Genomic DNA, 20,845 nt, shown 5'->3' on the forward strand with positions numbered 1-20,845 from the left:
TGAATGCATCATTCGTGAGGGCGGATGCTGCTCCACCACGACCTCGTCCTCCCGAACGGACTTCCTCTCGTCATCGTCCCGCAGCCGAGCGTGCACCGCGCGGTCGCGGCGCTCTTCCTGCGCACGGGATCCCGCTTCGAAACCTCCAAGACGAACGGGATCTCGCACTTCCTGGAGCACATGGTCTTCCGGGGGACGAAAGATCTCCCCTCGGCCCACGCCCAGGCCCTCGCGTTCGAGCGGCTCGGCGGAACGCTCTACGCCGCGACGTACGTGGATCACGGCGTGATGAGCATCTCCGTGCCGCCACGGAACTTCGAGCAGGTGATCTCCCTGCTCGGTGAGGTGACGACGGAGCCGCGCTTCTCCGATCTCGAAATCGAGCGCGGGATCGTGCGCGAGGAGATCCTCGAGGATCTCGACGACGATGGTCGGATCATCGACGCCGACAACCTCGCGCGCGCCTTGATGTACCAGGATCACCCACTCGGCTACACGATCACGGGCGGCCTCGACACGCTCGCGGTCTTCGACGACGCGATGCTGCGCGCGCACCACGCACGTCACTACACGACGTCGAACGCGGTCCTCTGCCTCTCGGGCAACCTCGATCCGGATCGCGTGATCAAGGCGGCCGAGCGCGCCTTCGCCAGCATGCCCAAGGGAAGCCGCATCAGCGCGGCCCCGCCGCCGAACGGCCAGAAGAAGCCGCGCTTCTCGTTCGTCGAGAACCAATCGAGCCAGACGGAGCTGCGCGTCGCGTTCCGCGCGGTGAGCGAAAAAGACAAGCTCGAGCCGAGCGTGGAGATGCTCCTGCGCGTGCTCGACGACGGCATGTCGACGCGCCTCTACGAGCGCATCTGTGACCGGCTCGGCCTCTGTTACGACGTCTCGGGCATGTTCGAGGCGTACGAGGACGACGGCGTCGTCGACATCGCCGCGGGCGCGGCGCACGAGCGCGCGACCGTGGTGCTGAAGGAGATTTTTGCCCTTGTCCACGAGCTCGCGTCGCACGGGCCGACGCCCGAGGAGCTCGACAAAGCGAAGAACCGTCACCTCTGGTCCGTCGAGGCGATGCTCGACGACGCCGACGGCATGGCGAGCTTCTACGGCCTCGCCGCCTTCGCGAGCATCGCGCGGACGCCGATGGCCCGGCACGAGGAGCTCGCAACCGTCACGATCGCCGACGTGCGGGATGCCGCGCAGCGCGTGTTCCGTCCCGAACGGATTAGCACGGTCGCAGTGGGCCTGCTCAGCCGCGCGGAAGAGGGGCGGATGGAGCGGGCCGTCAAAGGATTTGGGGGATAACGCACCCAAACGGAGGCGCGACAGGGGCGGATACGGGCCTTGTTATTGAAGTGATTCACGAAGCAGGAGGCCGGGACAGAACCTTCTTGCATGCATGCGCATGAACGCATATAGCAAGAAACGTGATGCACGACCCGACGGGCCCGAGCGGGCGTCTGCCTTCAGACGCCGCAAGCCGGTGGGAGCTCTACCGGCTCCTCGCGGATCCGGTGCGCCCGCGGCTGCTCGCGCTGGCGGCGGCCGAGGAGCTCGGCGTCGGGGAGCTGTCGGAGCTGCTCCGGGAAGGCCAGCCGAAGATCTCGCGCCACGCAGCGGCGCTCCGGGACGCAGGGCTTCTCCTCGCGCGCAAGCAAGGCACGTGGACGCTGCTCCGGCTCTCGCCGGGAGCCGCGACGGATCCGGTCGTGGCCGACGCCGTGCGGGCCGGGACCGCGGCCTGCGAGGCCGACGGGACGATGGAGCGGATCGGCGAGGTGATCGCCGGGCGCGACGCCGCGACCCGCGAGTTTTTCGCGCGCGCAGGCAGGCCGCTCCGGCCGGGGCCGCCGCTCGAGCTCGGCGCGTATCTCACCGCGCTCGCGCCGCTCCTGCCGCATCGCGCGCTCGCGGTCGACGTGGGCACGGGCGACGGCGCGCTGCTCGAAGTGCTCTCGCCGCTCTTCGCGCACGTCATCGCGGTGGATCGCGCCGAAGCGCAGCTCGCGCTCGCAGAGGAGCGCATCCGGCGGCGCGAGCTCACGAACGTGGAGCTCGTGCAGGGCGAGTACGACGCGCCCGATCTGCGCGCGCGGGTCGTGTCGCGGGCCGGTGAAGCCGGCGGCGCGGACGTGGTCTTCGCCGCGCGCGTCCTGCACCACGCGCCCAAGCCCGCGCGCGCGATGGCCGCGCTCATGCACCTCGCGCGGCCGAGCGGCGGCGCGGTCTGCGTCCTCGACTACGAGGCGCACGACGATCAGGCCCTCTGCGAGCAGGAGGCCGATCTCTGGCAAGGCTTCGATCCCGAGACGCTGCGGCGGATGGCCGTCGATGCGGGTCTCGTGGACGTGACGATTCGCCGTCTCCCCCGCGCCTGGCAGGGGGACGGCCCGGACAGGCACCTCGTCTGGCAGCTACTGGTCGGTCGGCACAGCGAGGAAACGCAAGGGACCGCCGAGAACAGCAAGAGGACACGATGAGCGAAAAACCCCGCTTCAAGGTCGCCGATCTCAGCCTCGCCGACTGGGGCCGCAAGGAGATCCGCATCGCCGAGAAGGAGATGCCCGGCCTCATGGCGCTGCGCGCCGAGTACGGCAAGCAGAAGCCCCTCGCCGGCGCCCGCATCGCAGGCTGCCTGCACATGACCATCCAGACCGCGGTCCTGATCGAGACCTTGCGCGAGCTCGGCGCCGAGGTGACCTGGACGAGCTGCAACATCTACTCGACGCAGGATCACGCGGCCGCGGCGATCGCGGCGACGGGCGTGCCCGTCTACGCCTGGAAGGGCGAGACGCTCGAAGAGTACGACTGGTGCATCGAGCAGCAGCTCTTCGCGTTCGAGGGCGGCAAAGGCCCGAACATGATCCTCGACGACGGCGGTGACCTCACGACGATGGTCCACGAGAAGTATCCGCAGCTCTTCGAAGGCGCGGATCCGGTGCGCGGCATCAGCGAGGAGACCACGACGGGCGTGAACCGGCTCTACGACATGCACCGCAAGGGCCTGCTCCGCGTGCCTTCGTTCAACGTGAACAACTCCGTCACGAAGTCGAAGTTCGACAACCTCTACGGCTGCCGCGAGTCGCTCGGCGACGGCATCAAGCGCGCGACGGACGTGATGTTCGCGGGCAAGGTCGCGGTCGTCTGCGGCTACGGCGACGTGGGCAAGGGCTGCGCGCAGTCGCTGCGCGGGCTCGGCGCGCGCGTGATCGTGACGGAGATCGACCCGATCTGCGCGCTCCAGGCCGCGATGGAGGGCTACGAGGTGCGCACGCTCGACGCGGTCGCGCACGTCGGTGACATCTTCGTGACCGCGACGGGCTGCAAGGACGTCGTCCGCGGCGAGCACATGCTGCGGATGAAGGACGAAGCGATCCTCTGCAACATCGGCCACTTCGACTCCGAGATCCAGATCGCCTGGCTGGAGACGAACCCCGAGATCAAAGAGGAGAACATCAAGCCGCAGGTCGACCATTTCGTCTTCCCCGACGGCAAGCGCCTCATCGTGCTCGCCCGCGGCCGGCTCGTGAACCTCGGCTGCGCCACGGGCCACCCGTCGTTCGTGATGTCGACCTCGTTCTCGAACCAGGTCCTCGCCCAGATCGCGCTCTGGACCGAGAAGTATCCGCTCGGCGTGCACCTCCTGCCGAAGAAGCTCGACGAGAAGGTGGCCGCGCTGCACCTCGCCAAGCTCGGCGTCGAGCTGACGCAGCTCACGAAGGACCAAGCCGACTACATCGGCGTGTCCGTCGAGGGCCCCTTCAAGCCCGAGAACTACCGGTACTGACGGAGCCCGCCGCGGCGCGCCCTTTCCGAGGCGCGCCGCGGTTTGTCCGTTCGATCGGGCCCGGCTCCCCCCGACCCGACCTCGTTCGTCCCGCCTCTTTCCCGTGGTATGAACGCGCCGTGGAATCACGGTACCGCGCCGCAGACGCCGCCCAGTTCGTCGAGACGTATGGCCCTCGCTGGGGCGAGGATCTCGCCTTGCGCGTCTACACATCGCGCCTGCTCGGCCAGGAGCCAGACCTCGTCTTGCACGGCGGCGGCAACACGTCCGTCAAGACGCGGGTGACCGAGCTCGTCGGCGACACGACCGACGTGCTCTACGTGAAAGGCAGCGGCTGGGATCTCGGCGCGATCGAGCCCGAGGGCTTCCCCGCCTGCCGGCTCGCGCAGCTCCGCCGTCTCTGCGAGCTGCCGAGCATGACCGACGAGCAGATGGTCTCGCTCCTGCGCTCGCACATGCTCGATCCGAGCGCGCCGACGCCTTCCGTCGAAGCGCTGCTGCACGCGTACCTGCCCTTCAAATACATCGACCACACGCACGCCGACGCGGTGCTCGCCATCGTCGATCAGCCGGGCTCGAAGCAGCTCGTGCGCGAGGTCTTCGGCGACCGCGTGCTCTTCATCCCCTACGTGATGCCCGGCTTCGCGCTGGCGAAGAAGGTCGCGGACCTCTTCCGCGCGCTCACCCGCGCGGGCCGCGAGCCGAACGTGATGATCCTCGACAAGCACGGGATCTTCACGTGGGGCGAGAGCGCGATGGAGAGCTACGAGCGCATGATCACGAACGTGACGCGCGCCGAGCGCTGGGTCGAAGAGGCCAAGCCGATCTCGCGGCGCACGATCTCGAGCCCCTCGCCCGACGCCTGCGCGCGCCTCGCGCCGATGATCCGCGGCGCCCTCGCCCGCGCCTCCGGCGAGCGCTGGCTCTGCTCGTTCCGCATGAGCCCGCAGATGGTCTCGTTCTGCGATCGCGACGATCTCGAAGAGATCACGCAGAAGGGCCCGGCCACGCCCGACCACGTGCTGCGCACGAAGCCAAAGCCGCTGCTCCTGCCGCCGCTCTCGCCCGAGGATCGGAACAAGACGAAGGCCACGCTCGACGCCGCGATCACGGCCTACGCCGAGGACTACAAGGACTACTTCCGCCGCTGCGCGGCCGCGCGCCCCGGCGACAGGCGCGAGCTCGACCCGTGGCCGCGTGTGCTGCTCATCGAGGGCCTCGGCGCGTTCACGGTGGGCAAGACGCGCAAGGACGCCGAGATCGTGGCCGACATCTACGAGCACACGACGGGCGTGATCGAGCAGGCCACGGCAAACGCAGGCTACGAGCCCGCGAGCGAGCTCGACATCTTCGACGTGGAGTACTGGAGCCTGGAGCAGGCGAAGCTGAAGAAGAGCGCAGGCCCGGGCAAGCCGCTCGATCGGCACGTCGCATTCGTGACGGGCGCGGCCTCCGGGATCGGCTTCGCCACGGCCCAAGCGCTGCTCGCCGCGGGCGCACACGTGACGCTCACGGACCGAGACGAGGCAGCCCTCGCCCGCGCCGCGAAGCCCCTCGTCGACGCCCACGACGATCGGGTGTTCCTGCTGCCCTGCGACGTGACCTCGAAGGACGACGTGCGCGCGGCGATCCGCAAGGCAACGCTGCGCTTCGGCGGGCTCGACGTGGTCGTCTCGAACGCAGGCACGGCCTTCGAGGGGCCCATCCACGGAGAACAAGGCGACAGCGCGCTGCGCGCCTCGCTGGAGGTGAACCTGCTCGGCCACCAGAACGTGGCGCGGTTCGCCGCCGACATCCTGATCCAGCAAGGCGCAGGCGGCGTCCTGCTCTTCAACGCGTCGAAGAGCGCCTTCAACCAGGGCCCGGATTTCGGCCCCTACGCCATCCCCAAGGCCGCCCTCATCGCGCTCACACGCCAGTACGCCGTGGATCTCGCGCCCCACAACATCCGCGCGAACGCCGTGAACGCCGATCGAATCCGCACGGGCATCTTCGGCGGCGGCATGCTCGAAGCCCGCGCGCGCGCCCGTGGTGTCGGCGTGGATGAATATTTCCGGGCAAACCTGCTCCGGCGCGAAACCACCGCAGCCGACGTGGCGCAAGCCTTCCTGTACCTCGCGACAGCCGAGGCGACGACAGGCTGCGTCATCACGGTCGACGGGGGAAACGCAGCGGCATTCCCGCGGTAGTTCGATTGAACGGAGCCGGGAGGACGACGTACCATCCGCGTCGTGCGTCCCCTCCAAACCCTCTCCGTCCTCGCGCTCTCCGCCCTCTCCCTCGCCAGCACGGGGTGCATCAAAAAGATGTTCCTCGAAGGCCAGATCGAGGCCACGTCCACAGCCTCGGCCGCGATCGACACGCTGACCGACTACGAGATCGCGAAGGTCGTCGCGTTCAACGGCATCGGCCAGTTCGAGGGCATGCACTACCTCGCCCCCGACAACGAGGACGCGCTCTTCGCGCTCGTCAAGACCTGGACGAGCGCCACGTTCGCCTTCATCGAGGACGAGCTCGAAGACGCCGAAGACGCCGAAGGTCTCGAAGGTCCGCGTTATCTGTACCTGAAAAACCGCGCAGCCGCGGGCTACGACCGCGGCCTCCAGTACGGGATCCAGCTCCTCGAGATCTATCACCCGGGCTTCGAGGCCGCGCGCAAGAACGACGACGCGATGCGCGCCTACACCGCGCAGTTCACGGACGCCGAGCGCGACACCCCCGCCCTCTTCTGGGCCGGTTACGCCTGGATCAGCAAGACGAACATCCTGAAAGACGACGCAGCCGCCGTCGGCGATCTATGGATCGGCGTCGCGCTGATGGAACGCGCCGTCGCGCTCGATCCCAAGTTCATGTACGGCAACGGTCACACGATCCTCGGCGCCTACCACGCGCGCACCGCGATGGCCGAGCTCGACGACGCGAAGAAGCACTTCGACCAAGCACTCGCGATCCACGGCGGCAAGATGCTCCTGACGCAGGTGCAGTACGCCGGGAAATACCATTGCCTGAAGGGCGACAAGGACAGCTACGTAAAAGCGCTGACCGCCGTCGTCGAAGCCGGCGACGTGCTCCCCGAGCAACGCCTGGCAAACGTGGTCGCGAAGCGCCGCGCCGTGCGGTACCTCGGCAAGGTACGCATGCGCGAGTGTGGGTTTTGAAGCGTTGCGCCGGGGTTTCACCCCGGGCCCCGACCAGGGGTTGTCCACCCCTGGACCCGGACCAGCCAGGGGCTGGACCCGGGTTGAAAAACTGCGCGGTGCGCAGTTTTTCAAGCAGGCCGACGAAGGAGCCGGGGCGCCCGTCGAACCCGCAGCGCGGCGGTCTTGGTCGGCAACGCCGTTGCCAGTCTTGACCCGGCCTGTTCGATGAACTGCGCACCGCGCAGGTCATCGAGCTTGGGTCCAGCGCCTCGCTGGTCCGGGGTCGAGGGGGCGGACAGCCCCTCGCGGGGTCCGGGGCAGAGCCCCGGGCGCCCTTCGCCGCCTCCACCTCCTCGCAACGCGCCCGGATTCGCTGCCCGACCGATTCCCCTTTGTCGGAATCGACCTCGCCTCTGCATCGAGGTCGGTTCCGCGTTTCTGGAACACGCGCGGAGCCGTCTCCCAGGTCGCTCCCCTTTTTCGGAGTGCCCCCCGCCTCGTCCCCGAGAGCCTTCCCCTTTCTCGGAACGCAGCACGACGCTGCCCTCGAGGCTCTTCCAACATCGTGCAACGCGCCGAGATCCACTTCCGGGGACGTTCCGAGTTCCGGGAACACGTCTCGCCACGTGCGTGGGCGCGTTCCGACAAAGGGGAACGACCGTTTCGCCGTTGTCGCGGGCGTTGTCCCTTCCGCAAAGCGCGTCCCCACGTCCCGCGCCCCGGCTGCACGGACCGGGCGCGGCGTTCCCCACCAAGACCGCCGCGCTGCGGGTTCTGCTGGCCCCCCCGGCTCCTTCCTCGGCCTGCTTGAAACAATGCGCATCGCGCAGTGTTTCAACCCTGGGTCCAGCCCCTGGCTGGTCCGGGGTCGAGGGGGCGGACAGCCCCCCGCGGGGACCGGGGCGGAGCCCCGGGGGGGCGCGACGGCTGAAAAAAATCAGCCGCCGTCTTTCCCCGCTTCGAGCATCTCCTTCAGCAGATCGTCCATCGGATCCGCAGCCTTCGGCGCCTCCGCGTCGGGCGCTCCCGCGTCTGCGTCGCCGCCGCCGAGCATCTGCTTCAGGAGATCATCCATCTCGTCCTTGCCCGCGCCCGCGTCCGGGCCGCTGTCCATCGCAGGCACGACGTCACCCGTGGGCTTCGGCTTCTCGGCTTCCTTCGCCGCGATCCCAAGCCCATCCGGGCCCCACTTCGTGATGTCTTCCTTGGAGCAGGGCTTGAGGTTGTTCGTGTCCTCCTGCACGCACTCGAGCAGCCACGCCTCGCGCGGCGCAACCCCGTCCTGCGCAGCCTGTGCCCGCGCCTTCGCGACGTCGCCCGCAATCGTGAAGCTCGACATGGATGGCATGACGATCACGACGCCGAGGCCGATCGTCAGCACTGCGACGAAGGGCAAGACGACGCGGTAGACGTCGACGATCGGGCGCGAGAAACGGAAGCTCGCGATGAAGAGGTTCAACCCCATGGGCGGCGTCACGTACGCGATCTCGAGGTTCAACAAGAACATGACCGCGAGGTGGAACGGGTTGATGTGGAACGTCGCCGCGAGCGGGATGAGCAGCGGGATCGCCACGAGCAGCGCGCCAAACGGCTCCATCAACATGGCGAGCACGAAGACGAAGAGGTTCAAGACCAGGATGAACTGCCACGCGGCGTTCATGCCTCGCTCGATGAAGAACTCCAGGATCGCCTGCGGGATGCCGGCCTGGATGATGTAGTTCGTCATCGCCGTGGCCATCGCGAGGATGAGGATGATCGCCCCGGAGAGCATCATCGCGTCCTTCGCCACCTTCACGACCTTGCGCAGGCTGAGATCCTTGTAGACGAAGACCTCGATGATCAGCGTGTAGAGCGCGGCCGCGCCAGCGCTCTCATCGAGCTCCATGAGCCCCGTCACGAGGCCGAGGCCGACGAGCAGCGGGGTCGCGAGCTCCCACTTCACGTGCCATATCGCGGCCCCTGCTTCTTTGAGGTCAAACTTCGCTCGCGGGATGCGCGAGCGCTTGCCCTCGTAGAACGCGTAGCCGCAAAGCAGCACCATCAAGAGCAGGCCCGGAGGCAACGTCGCCTTGTAGGCGCGCGTGACGTCCACGCCCGCGATGAAGGCGTAGATCATGACGAGCGGGCTCGGGAAGAAGAGCAGGCCCATCGCCCCCGCCGTCGTGACGAGGCCGAGCGTGAACTTCTCCGAATACCCCTGCCGGCGAAGCGCCGGATAGAGCAGGCCGCCGATCGCGACGATGGTGACGCCGCTGCCGCCCGTGAGCGTCGCGAAAAACGCGCTCGCCACGGTGCACACGATCGCAAGGCCCCCCGGCATCCAACCGAGCACTGCCGAGGCGGCGCGGACGATGCGATCGGGCGTCTTCGACTCGGCCATCAAGTAGCCGACGAAGGTGAAGAGCGGGATCGTGGCGAGGATAGGCGTGCTCGAGAACCTCTCCTCGAGCACGTTCGCCGCGATGAACCGGACGAACTGCTGCTCGCTGTTCGTGGAGCCGAGCCACGACAGGATCGAGATGCCGCACATCACGGCGAAGATGGGCATGCCGACGACGGCAAGGAGCGCGACGAGGATCAGCCAAAGTTTCATCGGGCGCCCTCCTCGACGACGGGGCCGCGGGGCTCGTCTGTGTCTTCGTCTGGCTCCTCGGCGTCCTGCTCGACCGAGGCGTGGCCCGCGATGACGAGCACCACGCGCAAAAGCACGCGCAGGCCGATGACGAAGAGCCCGAACGTCCACATGAGGTTCATGTCCGTGAGGAGCAGACCTCGGACGTTCTCACTCGGGAGCACGACCACCGGCACGCGCGGCGCATCCTCGCTGCCCTTGGGCGCGCGCATCAGCTCGACCTCTTCGGCCGTGAACTTCTCGCGGAAGCCCGACTCGTCGAGCCACGTGTTCCACGCCCGACCGTTCATCCGTGAAGGATCGTCCCACCGGACGCCGCTGAGGATGACGCTGGGCGCGGCACGCAGGTCGAGGCCGATCTGCTTCCGCAAGAGGAAGAAGTGCCGAGACGAACCCTCGCGGACGCCGACGAACTTCGCGGACGCGGAGAGGTCATTGCGCTGGCCAAAGCCCTCGATCGAGATGTAGTCGAAGAAGCCCCAGGACGCGGCGAAGCAGACGGTCGCGGTCACGAGCGCGCCGAGGACATGCACGGGCTTGCGCAGGAACGGGGGCATGAAGCGCAGGACAACGTCGATGTTGATGTGCTTGGAGCGCGCAGCGGCGAGGGAGGAGCCGATGAGCGCGGCGAGCAACGTGAGGCGCGTGGCGACGCCACGCAGGCCACCGAAGAGCGTCAGCGCCGAGCCCTCCTGCAACCAGTTCAGGATCGCGTCGAAGTGATCGACGCCGACCTTGCGCCACGCCGGGGCGATCGCGGCGCCGATGGCCATCGCGACGATCGTCACGATGGCGCGCTTCGTCTCGTCGTGGATCTTCGCACGCGTGGTCCCGAACCGCGCCAGCGCGCCGAGGACCGCAGCGCCGAGCAGCCCACGAAACACCGTCCCGGCCGCGTTGTCCGCTTGCACGGGCGAGGCCAGGCCGCGCAGCGAGATCCAGATGACGAGCGAGAGCACGAGCGCGAGCAGGACAAGGAAGAGCACGCGGCTTTCGAACCACGTGAGCGCTCGCTCGATCCGCACGAACGGCAGCGCCCACGCGGCGCCCGCGCGCGGCGGCTCCGCGCTCGTCGTTGCGCCTTCGTCATGCGCCGATGCCTGCGCCGATGCCTGCGCCGACGTCTCGCCCGCGTCGCCGTCCTTCGCGCCTTCCGTAGCGTCGGTCTGCGCCGATGCCTGCGCCGACGTCTCGCCCGCGTCGCCGTCCTTCGTGCCTTCCGAAGCGTCGGTCTCGCTGGGCTCTTTGCCTTCGGCCGGGTCCTTCGTCTCTTCTTCGCCCTGGCCTTCGTCGTCGCGTTCGCCTGCCATGGCGCGACATTAACGGTTTCATGAAGCCCCGGTAAACGGCGGCGAACGCTTCGACGCTGTGCGTAAGATAGTTTTCCCTGGCTGGATCCAGGGCTCCGCGGCCCGGTGATGCGTGGACAAACGGGAGCATGCGGGCTAACGAGATCCCCATGGAACAGCGCGCCGACGTCGTGATCGTGGGGGCCGGGCACAACGGCCTCGCGGCGGCCATCCTGCTCGCCCGGAAGAACCTCCGTGTTCTGGTCCTGGAAGAAAAACCTACCCTCGGCGGTGCGACGAAAACCGAGTTCCCGTTTTCCCGCGCCCCGAAGCTCGGCATCTCGACCGGCGCGTACCTGCTCGGCCTGATCCCGCCGGAGCTCGTCGCCAAGCTCGGCGTCGATCTGCCCATGATACGGCGTGATCCGCACTACTTCCTTCCGACGAGGGGCCAACGATCCCTGCTCTTCGGATCCGACACGGCGTCGATGCGCCGGCAAATCACGGCGTTTTTCTCGGAAGCGGACGGGAACGCGAACGTCGCGCTGAACGAGGAGCTGTCGGCGATGCGCGACGACATCGCGCCGACGTGGCTCGAAGAGCCGCTCTCGCTGGAGCAGACGGCCGAGCGGTACGTGCGGCCCGCGCTGCGCAAGGCGTTCGTCGATCTCTGCCGCGGCCCGGTGAGCGACTACCTCGATCGCTTCGGGTTCCGCAGTGATCTCATCAAGGCGATGTACGCCGTGACCGACGGTTTTTCCGGGCTCTCGGGCGGCTACGACTCGCCCGGCACGGGCATGAACTTCCTCATCCACAACATGTGCCGCCTGCCCGGCGCCGACGGGACGTGGATGGTCGTCGAAGGCGGCATGGGCACGGTGTCGCAGAGGCTCGCAGCGAAGGCGCGCGCCGAGGGCGCGGTGATCCGCGAAGGCGTGAAGGTCGCGTCGATCGAGGTGACGGACGGCGCGGTGAGCGGCGTGCTCCTGGAGGACGGATCGCGAATCGCGACGAAGGTCGTCGTGTCGAACGCGGATCCTTACCGGACGCGCGGGCTCGTCGGGAAGGATCGTCTCCCGGCGGCGCTCTCGCAGCGCCTCGACGAGGTGCAGCGGCCGGGCACGACGATGAAGGTGAACATGGCGCTGCGGACGTTGCCGACGTTCACGTGTTTGCCCGAGGATCGTGGACAGTACGGCGCGACGATCCACCTCCTGCCCGACGAGCACGAGGTGCTCGCGTCGCTGCGCAAAGCACACGCGGACGCGATGGCGGGCCGCCTGCCGGAGTTCCCGTCGATGGAGTGGTACATCCACACGGCCGTCGACGGCTCGCTGCGCGACGCGGAGGGCCGCCACAACGCCGCGCTCTTCGTGCAATGGGTGCCCTACGAGCTCGAAGGCGGACGCTCCTGGGACGACGCGCTCCCGGGCTACGTGAAGCAGCTCCTCTCGATCTGCGATCGCTTCGCGCCCGGCACGAGCGATCTCGTGGAGGACACGTTCGCGCTGTCGCCGAAGGGAATCGAGCGACACTTCGGAATCACGTACGGCCACATCCACCACGTGGACAACAGCTACGGCTTCGACGAACGCATGCCGTATCGCTTCGGCGTCCCCGGCCTGTATCTCGCGAGCGCAGGCGCGCACCCGGCCGGCGCGGTGATCGGCGCCGCGGGGCACAACGCCGCCGCGGCCGTGATCAAAGACCTCGGCTAAACTCGCGTCGTGTTCTCGCCCGTCGGCATCTCCCTCGCCGCAGGGATCTCCGCGCTCGCAGGTCTCGTCGAGATCGTGCGCGCCGCTCGGCTCGTGCGCGTGGGCAAGATCGCGACGGCGCGCGTCGTCGCGAACACATCCCCCGAGCCGGACGACGACGATCCATCGCTGAAGCTTCGCTTCCGGACGGAGGACGGGCTCGACATCGAGGTCGTCGAGCGGACGCAAAAAGCCGGCGACGAAGCGCGCATCGGCGCGGAGGTGCCCGTGCTCTACGACCCGCGTGATCCTCAGCGCGCGCGGCGAAACGCGTCCGCGCAGATCTGGGGACCGGGGCTCGTGTGGCTCGCGTTCGCCGCGCTGCTCGGCGTCGCCGCGCTCGTCCAGGCGCTCGTGACCTAGACGTCCCCATCAGAAAACGAGCACGGACTCTCCCCACCCGCGCGGACAAGAACGAAGTAGTATCCCCCGAGACCGTGACCTCGGCCCAGAACCCCATCGGCCCGTCGGATCCTTCGGCCGCTCCCCAGGGCTACAAACCCACGCTGCTCGACGGGACGCCGTACCGCTTCCTCGCGCCGCTCGGCCGCGGAGGCATGGGCGACGTGGTGGAGGCCGAGCACGTCGCGCTCGGCAAACGCGTGGTCGTGAAGCTCCTGCAAGAGCGCCACGCGAGCCGCCCCGACTTCGTGGACCGGATGCGGATCGAGGCCCAAGCGCTCGCGAAGATCACGCACCCGAACCTGGTGCAGGTGACCGACTTCGGGCAGACGGCCGAAGGACGGACGTTCCTCGTGATGGAGCGTCTCCACGGGCGAGACCTGCGCGAGGAGCTCGAGCACCGGCTGTTTTTTCCCGTGGCCGAGGCGATCGACGTCACGCGCCAGGCGCTCGCCGGCCTCGCCGCCGCGCACGACGCGGGCGTCGTGCATCGCGACGTGAAGCTCGACAACCTGTTCCTGTGCGACGCGCCCGACGGAGGGCGCCGCCTGGTGAAGGTGCTCGATTTCGGCGTCGCCAAGGTGATCAACGTGATGGGGGACAACACGCCCCTGCCGCTCGCGTTCCCCACGGCCGAAGGCGTCGCGATGGGCACGCCGCGCTTCTTCTCGCCCGAACAAGCGCGCGGTCGGCCCGTCGACGGGCGCGCGGATCTCTACGCCGTGGGCATGGTGCTCTACACGCTGCTCGCAGGGCGCGGGCCCTTCGATCACATCACGACGCTGCTCGAGCTGACGCGCGCGCACGCGTTCCAGGTGCCGGAGCCGCCGTCGCGGTTCGCGACGCAAGCGCTGCCGGCCGGGCTCGATGCGATCGTGATGAAGGCGCTCGCGAAGGAGCCCGCCGAGCGCTTCGCCACCGCGCGGACGTTCGCCGCAGAGCTCGAGCGCGTCGCGGACGGCCTGTCCGCGAGCAACATCCGCCCGCGCTGGGACGCGACGGACGTGATGCCGACAGTGCCGAGGATGCAGAAGGCAGCGCAGCCGGCTGTGGACGACGAGCCGGCGACGATGCGCGTGGACACGTTCCCGAAGAGCGCGCTGCCGAAGGCGATGCCGGACGACGACGACGAGGCGCCCGACACGCCGACGCGTCGCCTGGTGCGGCCGATGCCGTTCATGCGCGCACAACGCGCGCCGCTGCCGCTGCCCGAAGCAGCACCTGCGATCGCGCCTGCGCCTGCACCCGCGTGGGACGCCAAGCTGCCTACGACCATCAGCGAGCCGCCGAAGACGCTGGAGAACATCCCGCAGCCCTTCTCCGAGCCGTCGACGCAGCCGCGGAGCGACACGGCCACCTCGCAGCCCGCGAAGTCCCAAGAGGTGGCCTCGTTCCCGCCGGATCCGATCCTCGACGCGACGTTGACCTCGGCGATGCGCGCGCCGAAGCCACCGAGCGACACGTCCGCGCTGCCGCCGGATCCAATCCTCGACGCGACGTTCCCCTCGGGCCCGCGCGCCGAAGAGCCCGCTGCTGCGCGCATCCCGTCCGAGCATCCCCCCGCGAACCGTGTCCCCTCGGAGCACCCATCTGCCCCGACGCGCACGGGCTCCGAGCGGCCGACCTCGTCCGGTGGTGGCACAGGGCGCGCCGATCGGATCTCCGCCCTGCCCGGGCGAAACCCCGATCGACCTTCGATCGTCCCCGGCCGTGAAGGTCGCATCTCTGTCTTGCCCGGCCGCACGGATCGCACCTCGGCCCTGCCGACGCGCCCCGACCGCATCTCCGCCCTGCCCGCTCGCCCGGAGCCCACCTCGAATGTCCCGCCGCGCGCCGCCGAGCCCGTCGCCGTGCCCGAGCGACCCGAGCGACGAAGCAACTTGCCCGCCGCCGCGCCGCTGCACCCGCCTGCGCCGCTGCCCGAGGAGCGCATCTCGGTGCCTCCGCCCGCCCCCGGCGGCGTGCGCCCGCTGCGCGCGCCCGTGCCCTGGCGGAGGCGCCCGGCTGCAAGCTCGACGAGCGGAGCGGCCCGTGCCGCGGCGACGACGACGCAGAACAAGCCCGTCGAGGTCGAGGTCGAGAGCGGCAAGCGACAGATGGCAATTCTCGCGATCGTCGCTCTCGTCACCGTCGCCGTCGCCGGCGTGCTGCTCGCGCTTCGTTTCCGCTGAACGCGGCGCTCAGAACCGGCCGACGAGCCCGATCCCGGTGGGCCCGATCTGAAGGCGCACCGAGGTGGCCTCCGGGCTCTTCTTGGGCTCGCCGCCCGAAAGAAAGATCCCCGCCACGCCGACCCCCACGCCGACGACGGCGAGCGCGAACGCGACGTTGGAGACGTTGGCCAGCGTCTTCGCGGAATCGTTCACGGGCGTAGCTTCGTCGAGCGCGGCCTGCGTCGGGCACGTGCCCGCGGGGCAGAGCTCCTTCACGGTGCCCGCGCGCGAGAGCGAGAGGCCACCGGTCACCGCCCCCGCGATGAGCCCCGCGCCGCCGACGCCGAAGCCCACGTACACGAGCGGCGAGAGGCGCCGGCCCGCGTTGCCGCTGCCATCGTCCGAGGCCGCCGCGTCGCCGAGCGCGAGCGTGACCTGGAGCCGCTGCGCCTCCGCGATCTCGATCTCCTTCGACACGGGCGGTAGCCCCGTCGCCGCCGCCGAGACCTCGTGCTTGCCAGGGTTCACAGGCTGCGCCGCGCGCGCGGCCTCACTCGGCAGGAGCGCGCCGTCGATCTTCACCTCGACGGGCGCGCTCTCGGGCACGCCTCGCACGACAACGGTGAGCCTCGGGATGCGCGACTCGATCTGCGCCGCGAGCTGCTTCGCGGCCTCGCGCGCCTCGGTGAACGGCTTCGGTTCGCCGGGCTTCACGGGCATGTTCGCGACCTCGAGCGCGGCTTTGTGCGCCTCGACGAGGTGCCCGAGCTTCTCCTCGGTGCGCGCGACCTCGATGCCGGTCGAAGGCACACCCATGATCGCGTGCGCGGCGCGGTAGGCGCGCAGCGCGCCGGCGAAGTCCTTCTTCTCGACCTTGGCGTCGCCCTCGTCCATGAGCGCGCGCGCCATGTCGCGCTCGGTCTTCGATTGCGCGTGCGCGACGGCGTCTGCCGCCACGATCGTCGTGACACCGAGGAGCCACGCGACGAGCGTCCTCCGCGCTCGCCCTCGTGCCCTTTCAGAACCCACGATCACGTTTCGTTTTCCCCGTGGAGGTGGAGGTCGACGTCGAGGTCGGCTTGACGGGCGCCGCAGACGCCTTCGCCGACGCGGCCTGCGGCAGCGCGGCGGTCTCCGTCGGTGTCGCAGCGGGCGTCGCAGCGGGCGTCGCAGCAGGCATCGCGACGGGCTCCGGCGTGGGCGCTGGAGGCGCGGCTTGCGCGGCCACCTTCGTCGTCCCCTCGGTCGGGAGCGCAGACGCGTTCTCCCCTTCGCCTCCGTCCCCCTTCGTGAGCACGACGATCACGATCAGGATGAGCACGACGACCCCGAGCGCGCCCGACACGACCGTGACGAGCGCACGTCGTCGCGACGAGCTCTTCCACTCGGCATGCGTGACCGAGGAGCCGTGGAACGTCTGCAGCGGCGGCGGCGCGGCAGCAGCGCCGCTCGCGGCCCACGGCGGCTCGATCGCCGAGGGATACCGCCCTGAGCCCGTGGGCAACGCCGACTCCGCGAGCTGCCCCGGCGGAGGTGTGGCGACCGAAGGCCCGGTGCCCATCATCGGCGGCGGTGTCGCGCCCGAGACCCACGCAGCGGCCGAGGAAGAAGCGCCGCTCCCCGGCAGCGGCGTCATGCTGCCCGGCGGCTGCGCCGTCGGCGCGGAACGTGGCGCCGCGCTCGTCTCCATCCGGAACGGCGACGCCGGCGGCGCGTACCCGCCCGCCGCGAGCGCCGACAGGAACGCATCCGCGAGCTCCTTGGCCGACTGGTACCGCTGCGCCGGATCCCGCGCGAGCGCCCGCAAGAACCAGGCATCGAGCGTCGGCATGAGCCCAGGCCGCCGCTGGCTCGGCGGCATGAAGCTCCCACGCTCGATCGCGATGCACACGGCGCCGAGCGTCTCGCCCTGGAAAGGCACCTGCCCCGTGAGCGCGCGGTACAAAACGACGCCCATCGACCACAGATCCGCCCGATGATCCACGCGCCGCGCGCTCAGGATCTGCTCGGGGCTCATGTAGTGTGGCGTGCCCACCATCGCGCCCGTCCCCGTCATGCCGTCGAGGCCTTCGCTCTCGGGCGTCGCGTGCTTGGCGATCCCGAAGTCGAGCACCTTCACGAAGAGCTCGCCGTCCTGATCACACAGGAAGACGTTGTCGGGCTTCATGTCCCGATGAACGATGCCGAGCCCGTGCGCCTTCGAGAGAGCGCGCGCCACGTGCACGACGATCGTGGCCGCCTCGTCGAGCCCGATCGTGCCGATCTTCGAGAGCCGCATGCGAAGGTCCTCGCCTTCGAGCAGCTCCATCACGATGTACGGCGTGCCGTCGGACGAGATGCCGTGATCGAAGACCTGAACGACGTTCGGGCTCTTGATCTGCGCGCTCGCCATGGCCTCGCGGGTGAAGCGAGCCACGTACTCCTGGTCCTGCGCGAGGCGCTCGGACATGAACTTCACGGCGACCTGCGTGCGCAGCGTCAGGTGCTCTGCGAGCCACACGCTGCCCATACCGCCACGCTTGAGCGGGCGAAGCAGACGTACGTTGGTACCGACGATCGCGCCGGCCGAAAGGCTCACGGCGCGGAGAATACCACGGCATCCGATGCGGTGAGCTTCATTCGTCGGGCCACGGCGCCTTGTCAGCCCTTCTGCCGCCGCTCGTCGTCCATCCGGATCTCGTGCAGGATCTCCTCGACGCGATACGCGCTGTCCTGGCCCGTGTCGTAGATGAACTTGAGCTCCGGCGCCCGGCGAAGCTGGACCGCCTTGCCGACGTCACGCCGGAGCCGTCCCCCGGCCGCCTCGAGCCCCTTCAGCATCGACCGGCGCTCCGGTTCGCCCGGAGACGCGCCGAGCTCGTGCCGCACGAAGATCCGCGCCGTCTGCAGATCGTCGGTCATCTCCACGCGCGAGATGAGCACGCCGTGAAGGCGCGGATCCGCCATGTCCCGCAAGAGCGCCGCGAGCTCCTCGCGGACCCGCGCCGCCACCCGAGCCGACCGCAATCCCTGTCCACTCACGCGGAATTCCCCTCGTCGTCGTTGTCGTCGTCGAGATCCCCGAGCATCTGCTCGATCCCGCCCACGACCCCTCGACCGCCTTCGCCGAAGCTCACGATCTCGCTCGCCCGATCGGCGAGCAACGCATCCGGCAACGTGGAGGCCATGCTCACCACGCTCGAGATCATTTGATCACAGACCGTGTGCGAGTTCGACACGACCGCGACCCCGAGGGTGGCGTGCCGCGGATCGTCGAGGACCCCGACCTCCGCGACCGCCACCTTCAACCGTCCTTGCACCCGCTCCTTGAACGAGCGGACGACGCTCCGCTTGTCCTTGAGCGACCGCGCCCCGGGTACATCCAACCTCAGCCTCAACACACCAACAAACATCGTCGTTCGCCGGCGCTACCCGGGTCCGCAGTGACGCCCGAAGCTCAGGTGAGCTTCGTCTTGACCTCTTCGATCTCGAAGCACTCGATGACGTCGGTCTCCTTGATGTCCTGGTAGTTCTCGAGCGAGATACCGCACTCGAACCCCTCGGCCACCTCTTTCGCGTCGTCCTTGAAGCGGCGCAGGCCCGAGAGCTTGCCCGACCACACGACGACGTTGTCGCGGATGAGTCGTGCCTCCGCCGTCCGCTTCACGAGCCCGCTCGTCACCATACAGCCGGCGACGGTGCCGATCTTCGCCACGCGGAAGACCTGACGAACCTCCGCCCGGCCGAGCTGCTTCTCGACCTTGGTGGCAGGCAAGAGGCCTTCCATCGCGGACCGGATGTCGTCGACCGCGTTGTAGATGATGTTGTAGAGCCGGATCTCGACGCCCTCGGTCTCGGCATGGCTGGCGGCCTTGCCCGCAGGACGAACGTTGAACCCGACGATGATCGCCTTCGATGCGACCGCCAGGTTCACGTCGCCCTCGGTGATGCCACCGACGCCCGCGTGGACGATCGTGACCTTCACCTTCTGCGTCGAGAGCTTGGAGAGCGCATGGCAGATGGCCTCGACCGAGCCCTGCACGTCGCCCTTCACGATGAGCTTCAGCTCGAGCTGATCGCTCTCCGCGAGGCGCGAGGTGAGCGTCTCCAGCGAGACGCGCGAGTCCTGCGGGATGAGCGACTTCGACGCCTTCTTGCGACGCGTCTCCGCGATCTCCTCCGCCGTCTTGGCGTCCTTGACCGCGTGCACCGGATCACCCGCGCTCGGCACCTCGTTCAAGCCGAGCACCTCGACCGGCGTCGCGGGGCCCGCATGCGCCACCGTCCGACCGAGCTCGTCCGTCATCGCGCGGACTTTGCCCCACACGCTGCCGGCGATGATGATGTCGCCGGTGCGCAGGGTACCGTCCTGGATCATGACGCGCGCGACCGGGCCGCGGCCGCGATCGAGCAGCGCCTCGATGACCGTCGCGCTCGCGCGGCGCTTGGCGTAGGCCTTGAGCTCCAGGATCTCGGCCTGCAGGATGACCGACTCGAGGAGCTGGTCGATGTTCTGCCCGGTCTTCGCCGACACGTGCACGAACATCGTCTGGCCGCCCCACTCCTCCGGCTGAAGCCCGAGGTTCGCGAGGTCGCGCTTGATCTTGTCGGGATCCGCGCCCGGTTTGTCGATCTTGTTCACCGCGACGATGATCGGAACCTTCGCGGCCTGCGCGTGCGAAATCGCCTCTTTGGTCTGCGGCATGACGCCGTCGTCCGCCGCAACCACGAGCACGACGATGTCCGTGAGCGAAGCGCCGCGGGCGCGCATCGCCGTGAACGCCTCGTGGCCCGGCGTATCGAGGAACGCGATCGTCCCGCGCGGCGTCTCGACGCGGTACGCGCCGATGTGCTGCGTGATGCCGCCCGCCTCGCCCTCGGCCACGCTGGCCTTGCGGATCCGATCGAGCAGCGACGTCTTGCCATGGTCGACGTGACCCATGACCGTGACGATCGGCGGACGCAGTTCGAAGTCCATGTCCGCCTCGGACTCGACGCGCGTCGCGTCCTCGAGCGTCTGGGTCTCGCTGACCGCCACGTCCTCGACGTTCCAGCCGAACTCGCTCGCGACGATCTTCGCGGTGTCGGCGTCGAGCGTCGAGTTGATGTTCACGCCCGTCATCCCCATGCTGAGGAGCTTCAGGAGAACATCGGTCGACTTCACGCTCATCTTCGCGGCGAGCGCCTGCAGGCTGACCTGCTCCTCGATTTTGACGACCTTCTTGTGGGAGGCCATCTCCTGCGTGGAGACCTGCGCCGGGCCGCGCCGCTGCTGGATCGGAGGCCCGCCCGGACGACCCCGGAAGCCACCCATGCCCGGGCGCTGCGGGCCGCCGCTGCGCGGTCCGCCCGGTTGCCCCGGACGACCCGTCTGCGGACCGAAGCCCATGCCAGGCCGACCCGGCTGCGGCGCCTGGGCGCGCGGATCGTACGTCGTACGACGCGGCGTGCTCGTGCGTTGCGCGGCCGGCATCGGGACGCCGGGGCGGCCCTGCCACACGTCGATGCCCGTCTTCGGCGGGGACGACGGACGCGGCGGGACCGAGGACGGCGTGTCCGAAGGCTTGCGCGGCGGCGGCACCGACGACGCGGGCGCCGTGCGAGCCGGCGGCGGCGCGCTCGGCGGCGGCGTACGACCCGGACCCGGCGCGGGCGAGCGCGTCGTGGCCGGAGGCGGCGCCGTGGGCTTGGACGGCCCCTGCG

Annotated in this window: 16 protein-coding genes; 9 read left to right on the forward strand and 7 right to left on the reverse strand. The window is 69.1% G+C overall.

The window, feature by feature from the left end:
- Positions 1 to 24 precede the first annotated feature (24 nt).
- The 5 genes from QHF89_RS34585 (at position 25) to QHF89_RS34605 (ending at position 6,948) form a co-directional block, all read left to right on the forward strand.
- Positions 25 to 1,308: a M16 family metallopeptidase gene (locus QHF89_RS34585; protein WP_136968477.1), complete on the forward strand. Its 1,284-nt coding sequence runs from the start codon at positions 25 to 27 to the stop codon at positions 1,306 to 1,308.
- Positions 1,309 to 1,433: 125 nt separating this feature from the next.
- On the forward strand, positions 1,434 to 2,483 hold the full coding sequence (locus QHF89_RS34590; RefSeq protein WP_136968476.1) for a methyltransferase: 1,050 nt from the start codon (positions 1,434 to 1,436) through the stop codon (positions 2,481 to 2,483).
- The gene (ahcY, locus tag QHF89_RS34595) at positions 2,480 to 3,790 is read left to right on the forward strand and encodes an adenosylhomocysteinase (protein ID WP_136968475.1); all 1,311 of its coding nucleotides are present in this window, start codon (positions 2,480 to 2,482) and stop codon (positions 3,788 to 3,790) included. The genes QHF89_RS34590 and ahcY overlap by 4 nt, the downstream gene beginning before the upstream one ends.
- A gap of 119 nt (positions 3,791 to 3,909) precedes the next feature.
- Positions 3,910 to 5,979 (forward strand): bifunctional aldolase/short-chain dehydrogenase, encoded by a 2,070-nt coding sequence (locus QHF89_RS34600; protein WP_136968474.1) that lies wholly within the window; start codon positions 3,910 to 3,912, stop codon positions 5,977 to 5,979.
- Positions 5,980 to 6,021: 42 nt separating this feature from the next.
- A complete protein-coding gene (locus tag QHF89_RS34605; protein WP_136968473.1) occupies positions 6,022 to 6,948 on the forward strand; it encodes a TRAP transporter TatT component family protein in 927 nt (308 codons plus the stop codon).
- Positions 6,949 to 7,867: 919 nt separating this feature from the next.
- Here QHF89_RS34605 and QHF89_RS34610 read toward each other — a convergent pair.
- Positions 7,868 to 9,523 (reverse strand): TRAP transporter large permease, encoded by a 1,656-nt coding sequence (locus tag QHF89_RS34610; RefSeq protein ID WP_136968472.1) that lies wholly within the window; start codon positions 9,521 to 9,523, stop codon positions 7,868 to 7,870.
- Positions 9,520 to 10,872, reverse strand: a complete 1,353-nt coding sequence (locus QHF89_RS34615; protein WP_136968471.1) for a TRAP transporter small permease — start codon at positions 10,870 to 10,872, stop codon at positions 9,520 to 9,522. Before QHF89_RS34615 ends, QHF89_RS34610 begins: the two co-directional genes overlap by 4 nt.
- 149 nt (positions 10,873 to 11,021) lie before the next feature.
- Here QHF89_RS34615 and QHF89_RS34620 point away from each other — a divergent pair, with 149 nt between their 5' ends.
- The 3 genes from QHF89_RS34620 (at position 11,022) to QHF89_RS34630 (ending at position 15,181) form a co-directional block, all read left to right on the forward strand.
- A complete protein-coding gene (locus QHF89_RS34620; protein WP_284721292.1) occupies positions 11,022 to 12,569 on the forward strand; it encodes a phytoene desaturase family protein in 1,548 nt (515 codons plus the stop codon).
- 9 nt (positions 12,570 to 12,578) lie between these two features.
- Positions 12,579 to 12,971 (forward strand): DUF3592 domain-containing protein, encoded by a 393-nt coding sequence (locus QHF89_RS34625; protein ID WP_136968469.1) that lies wholly within the window; start codon positions 12,579 to 12,581, stop codon positions 12,969 to 12,971.
- Positions 12,972 to 13,045: 74 nt separating this feature from the next.
- Positions 13,046 to 15,181 (forward strand): serine/threonine-protein kinase, encoded by a 2,136-nt coding sequence (locus QHF89_RS34630; protein ID WP_284721293.1) that lies wholly within the window; start codon positions 13,046 to 13,048, stop codon positions 15,179 to 15,181.
- A 9-nt stretch (positions 15,182 to 15,190) separates the two neighbouring features.
- Here QHF89_RS34630 and QHF89_RS34635 read toward each other — a convergent pair whose 3' ends face one another.
- The 5 genes from QHF89_RS34635 to infB form a co-directional block, all read right to left on the reverse strand.
- Entirely contained in the window at positions 15,191 to 16,192 is a 1,002-nt protein-coding gene (locus QHF89_RS34635; protein WP_136968468.1) for a hypothetical protein, read from the reverse strand.
- The gene (locus QHF89_RS34640) at positions 16,182 to 17,741 is read right to left on the reverse strand and encodes a serine/threonine-protein kinase (protein ID WP_136968467.1); all 1,560 of its coding nucleotides are present in this window, start codon (positions 17,739 to 17,741) and stop codon (positions 16,182 to 16,184) included. The genes QHF89_RS34635 and QHF89_RS34640 overlap by 11 nt, the downstream gene beginning before the upstream one ends.
- 62 nt (positions 17,742 to 17,803) lie before the next feature.
- On the reverse strand, positions 17,804 to 18,184 hold the full coding sequence (gene rbfA, locus QHF89_RS34645) for a 30S ribosome-binding factor RbfA (protein ID WP_136968466.1): 381 nt from the start codon (positions 18,182 to 18,184) through the stop codon (positions 17,804 to 17,806).
- Positions 18,181 to 18,555, reverse strand: coding sequence for a DUF503 domain-containing protein (locus tag QHF89_RS34650; RefSeq protein ID WP_136968465.1), 375 nt, complete (start codon positions 18,553 to 18,555; stop codon positions 18,181 to 18,183). The genes rbfA and QHF89_RS34650 overlap by 4 nt, the downstream gene beginning before the upstream one ends.
- A 44-nt stretch (positions 18,556 to 18,599) precedes the next feature.
- Positions 18,600 to 20,456, reverse strand: coding sequence for a translation initiation factor IF-2 (gene infB / locus QHF89_RS34655; protein WP_284721294.1), 1,857 nt, complete (start codon positions 20,454 to 20,456; stop codon positions 18,600 to 18,602).
- 73 nt (positions 20,457 to 20,529) lie between these two features.
- Here infB and QHF89_RS34660 point away from each other — a divergent pair.
- Positions 20,530 to 20,845: hypothetical protein (locus QHF89_RS34660; RefSeq protein WP_342763979.1), on the forward strand; the 316-nt coding region annotated here is incomplete at its 3' end.

The sequence above is a fragment of the Polyangium sorediatum genome (genome assembly GCF_029946465.1).
Classification (GTDB): Bacteria; Myxococcota_A; Polyangia; order Polyangiales; family Polyangiaceae; genus Polyangium; species Polyangium fumosum.

What these genes read in the sequence shown, in the direction of transcription:
- QHF89_RS34610 (WP_136968472.1), bottom strand. Translation starts at nt 9,523, where the DNA reads ATGAAACTTTGGCTGATCCTCGTCGCGCTCCTTGCCGTCGTCGGCATG.
- ahcY (WP_136968475.1), top strand. Translation starts at nt 2,480, where the DNA reads ATGAGCGAAAAACCCCGCTTCAAGGTCGCCGATCTCAGCCTCGCCGAC.
- QHF89_RS34590 (WP_136968476.1), top strand. Translation starts at nt 1,434, where the DNA reads ATGCACGACCCGACGGGCCCGAGCGGGCGTCTGCCTTCAGACGCCGCA.
- QHF89_RS34650 (WP_136968465.1), bottom strand. Translation starts at nt 18,555, where the DNA reads ATGTTTGTTGGTGTGTTGAGGCTGAGGTTGGATGTACCCGGGGCGCGG.
- QHF89_RS34585 (WP_136968477.1), top strand. Translation starts at nt 25, where the DNA reads ATGCTGCTCCACCACGACCTCGTCCTCCCGAACGGACTTCCTCTCGTC.
- QHF89_RS34615 (WP_136968471.1), bottom strand. Translation starts at nt 10,872, where the DNA reads ATGGCAGGCGAACGCGACGACGAAGGCCAGGGCGAAGAAGAGACGAAG.
- QHF89_RS34620 (WP_284721292.1), top strand. Translation starts at nt 11,022, where the DNA reads ATGGAACAGCGCGCCGACGTCGTGATCGTGGGGGCCGGGCACAACGGC.
- infB (WP_284721294.1), bottom strand. Translation starts at nt 20,456, where the DNA reads ATGGGTGGCTTCCGGGGTCGTCCGGGCGGGCCTCCGATCCAGCAGCGG.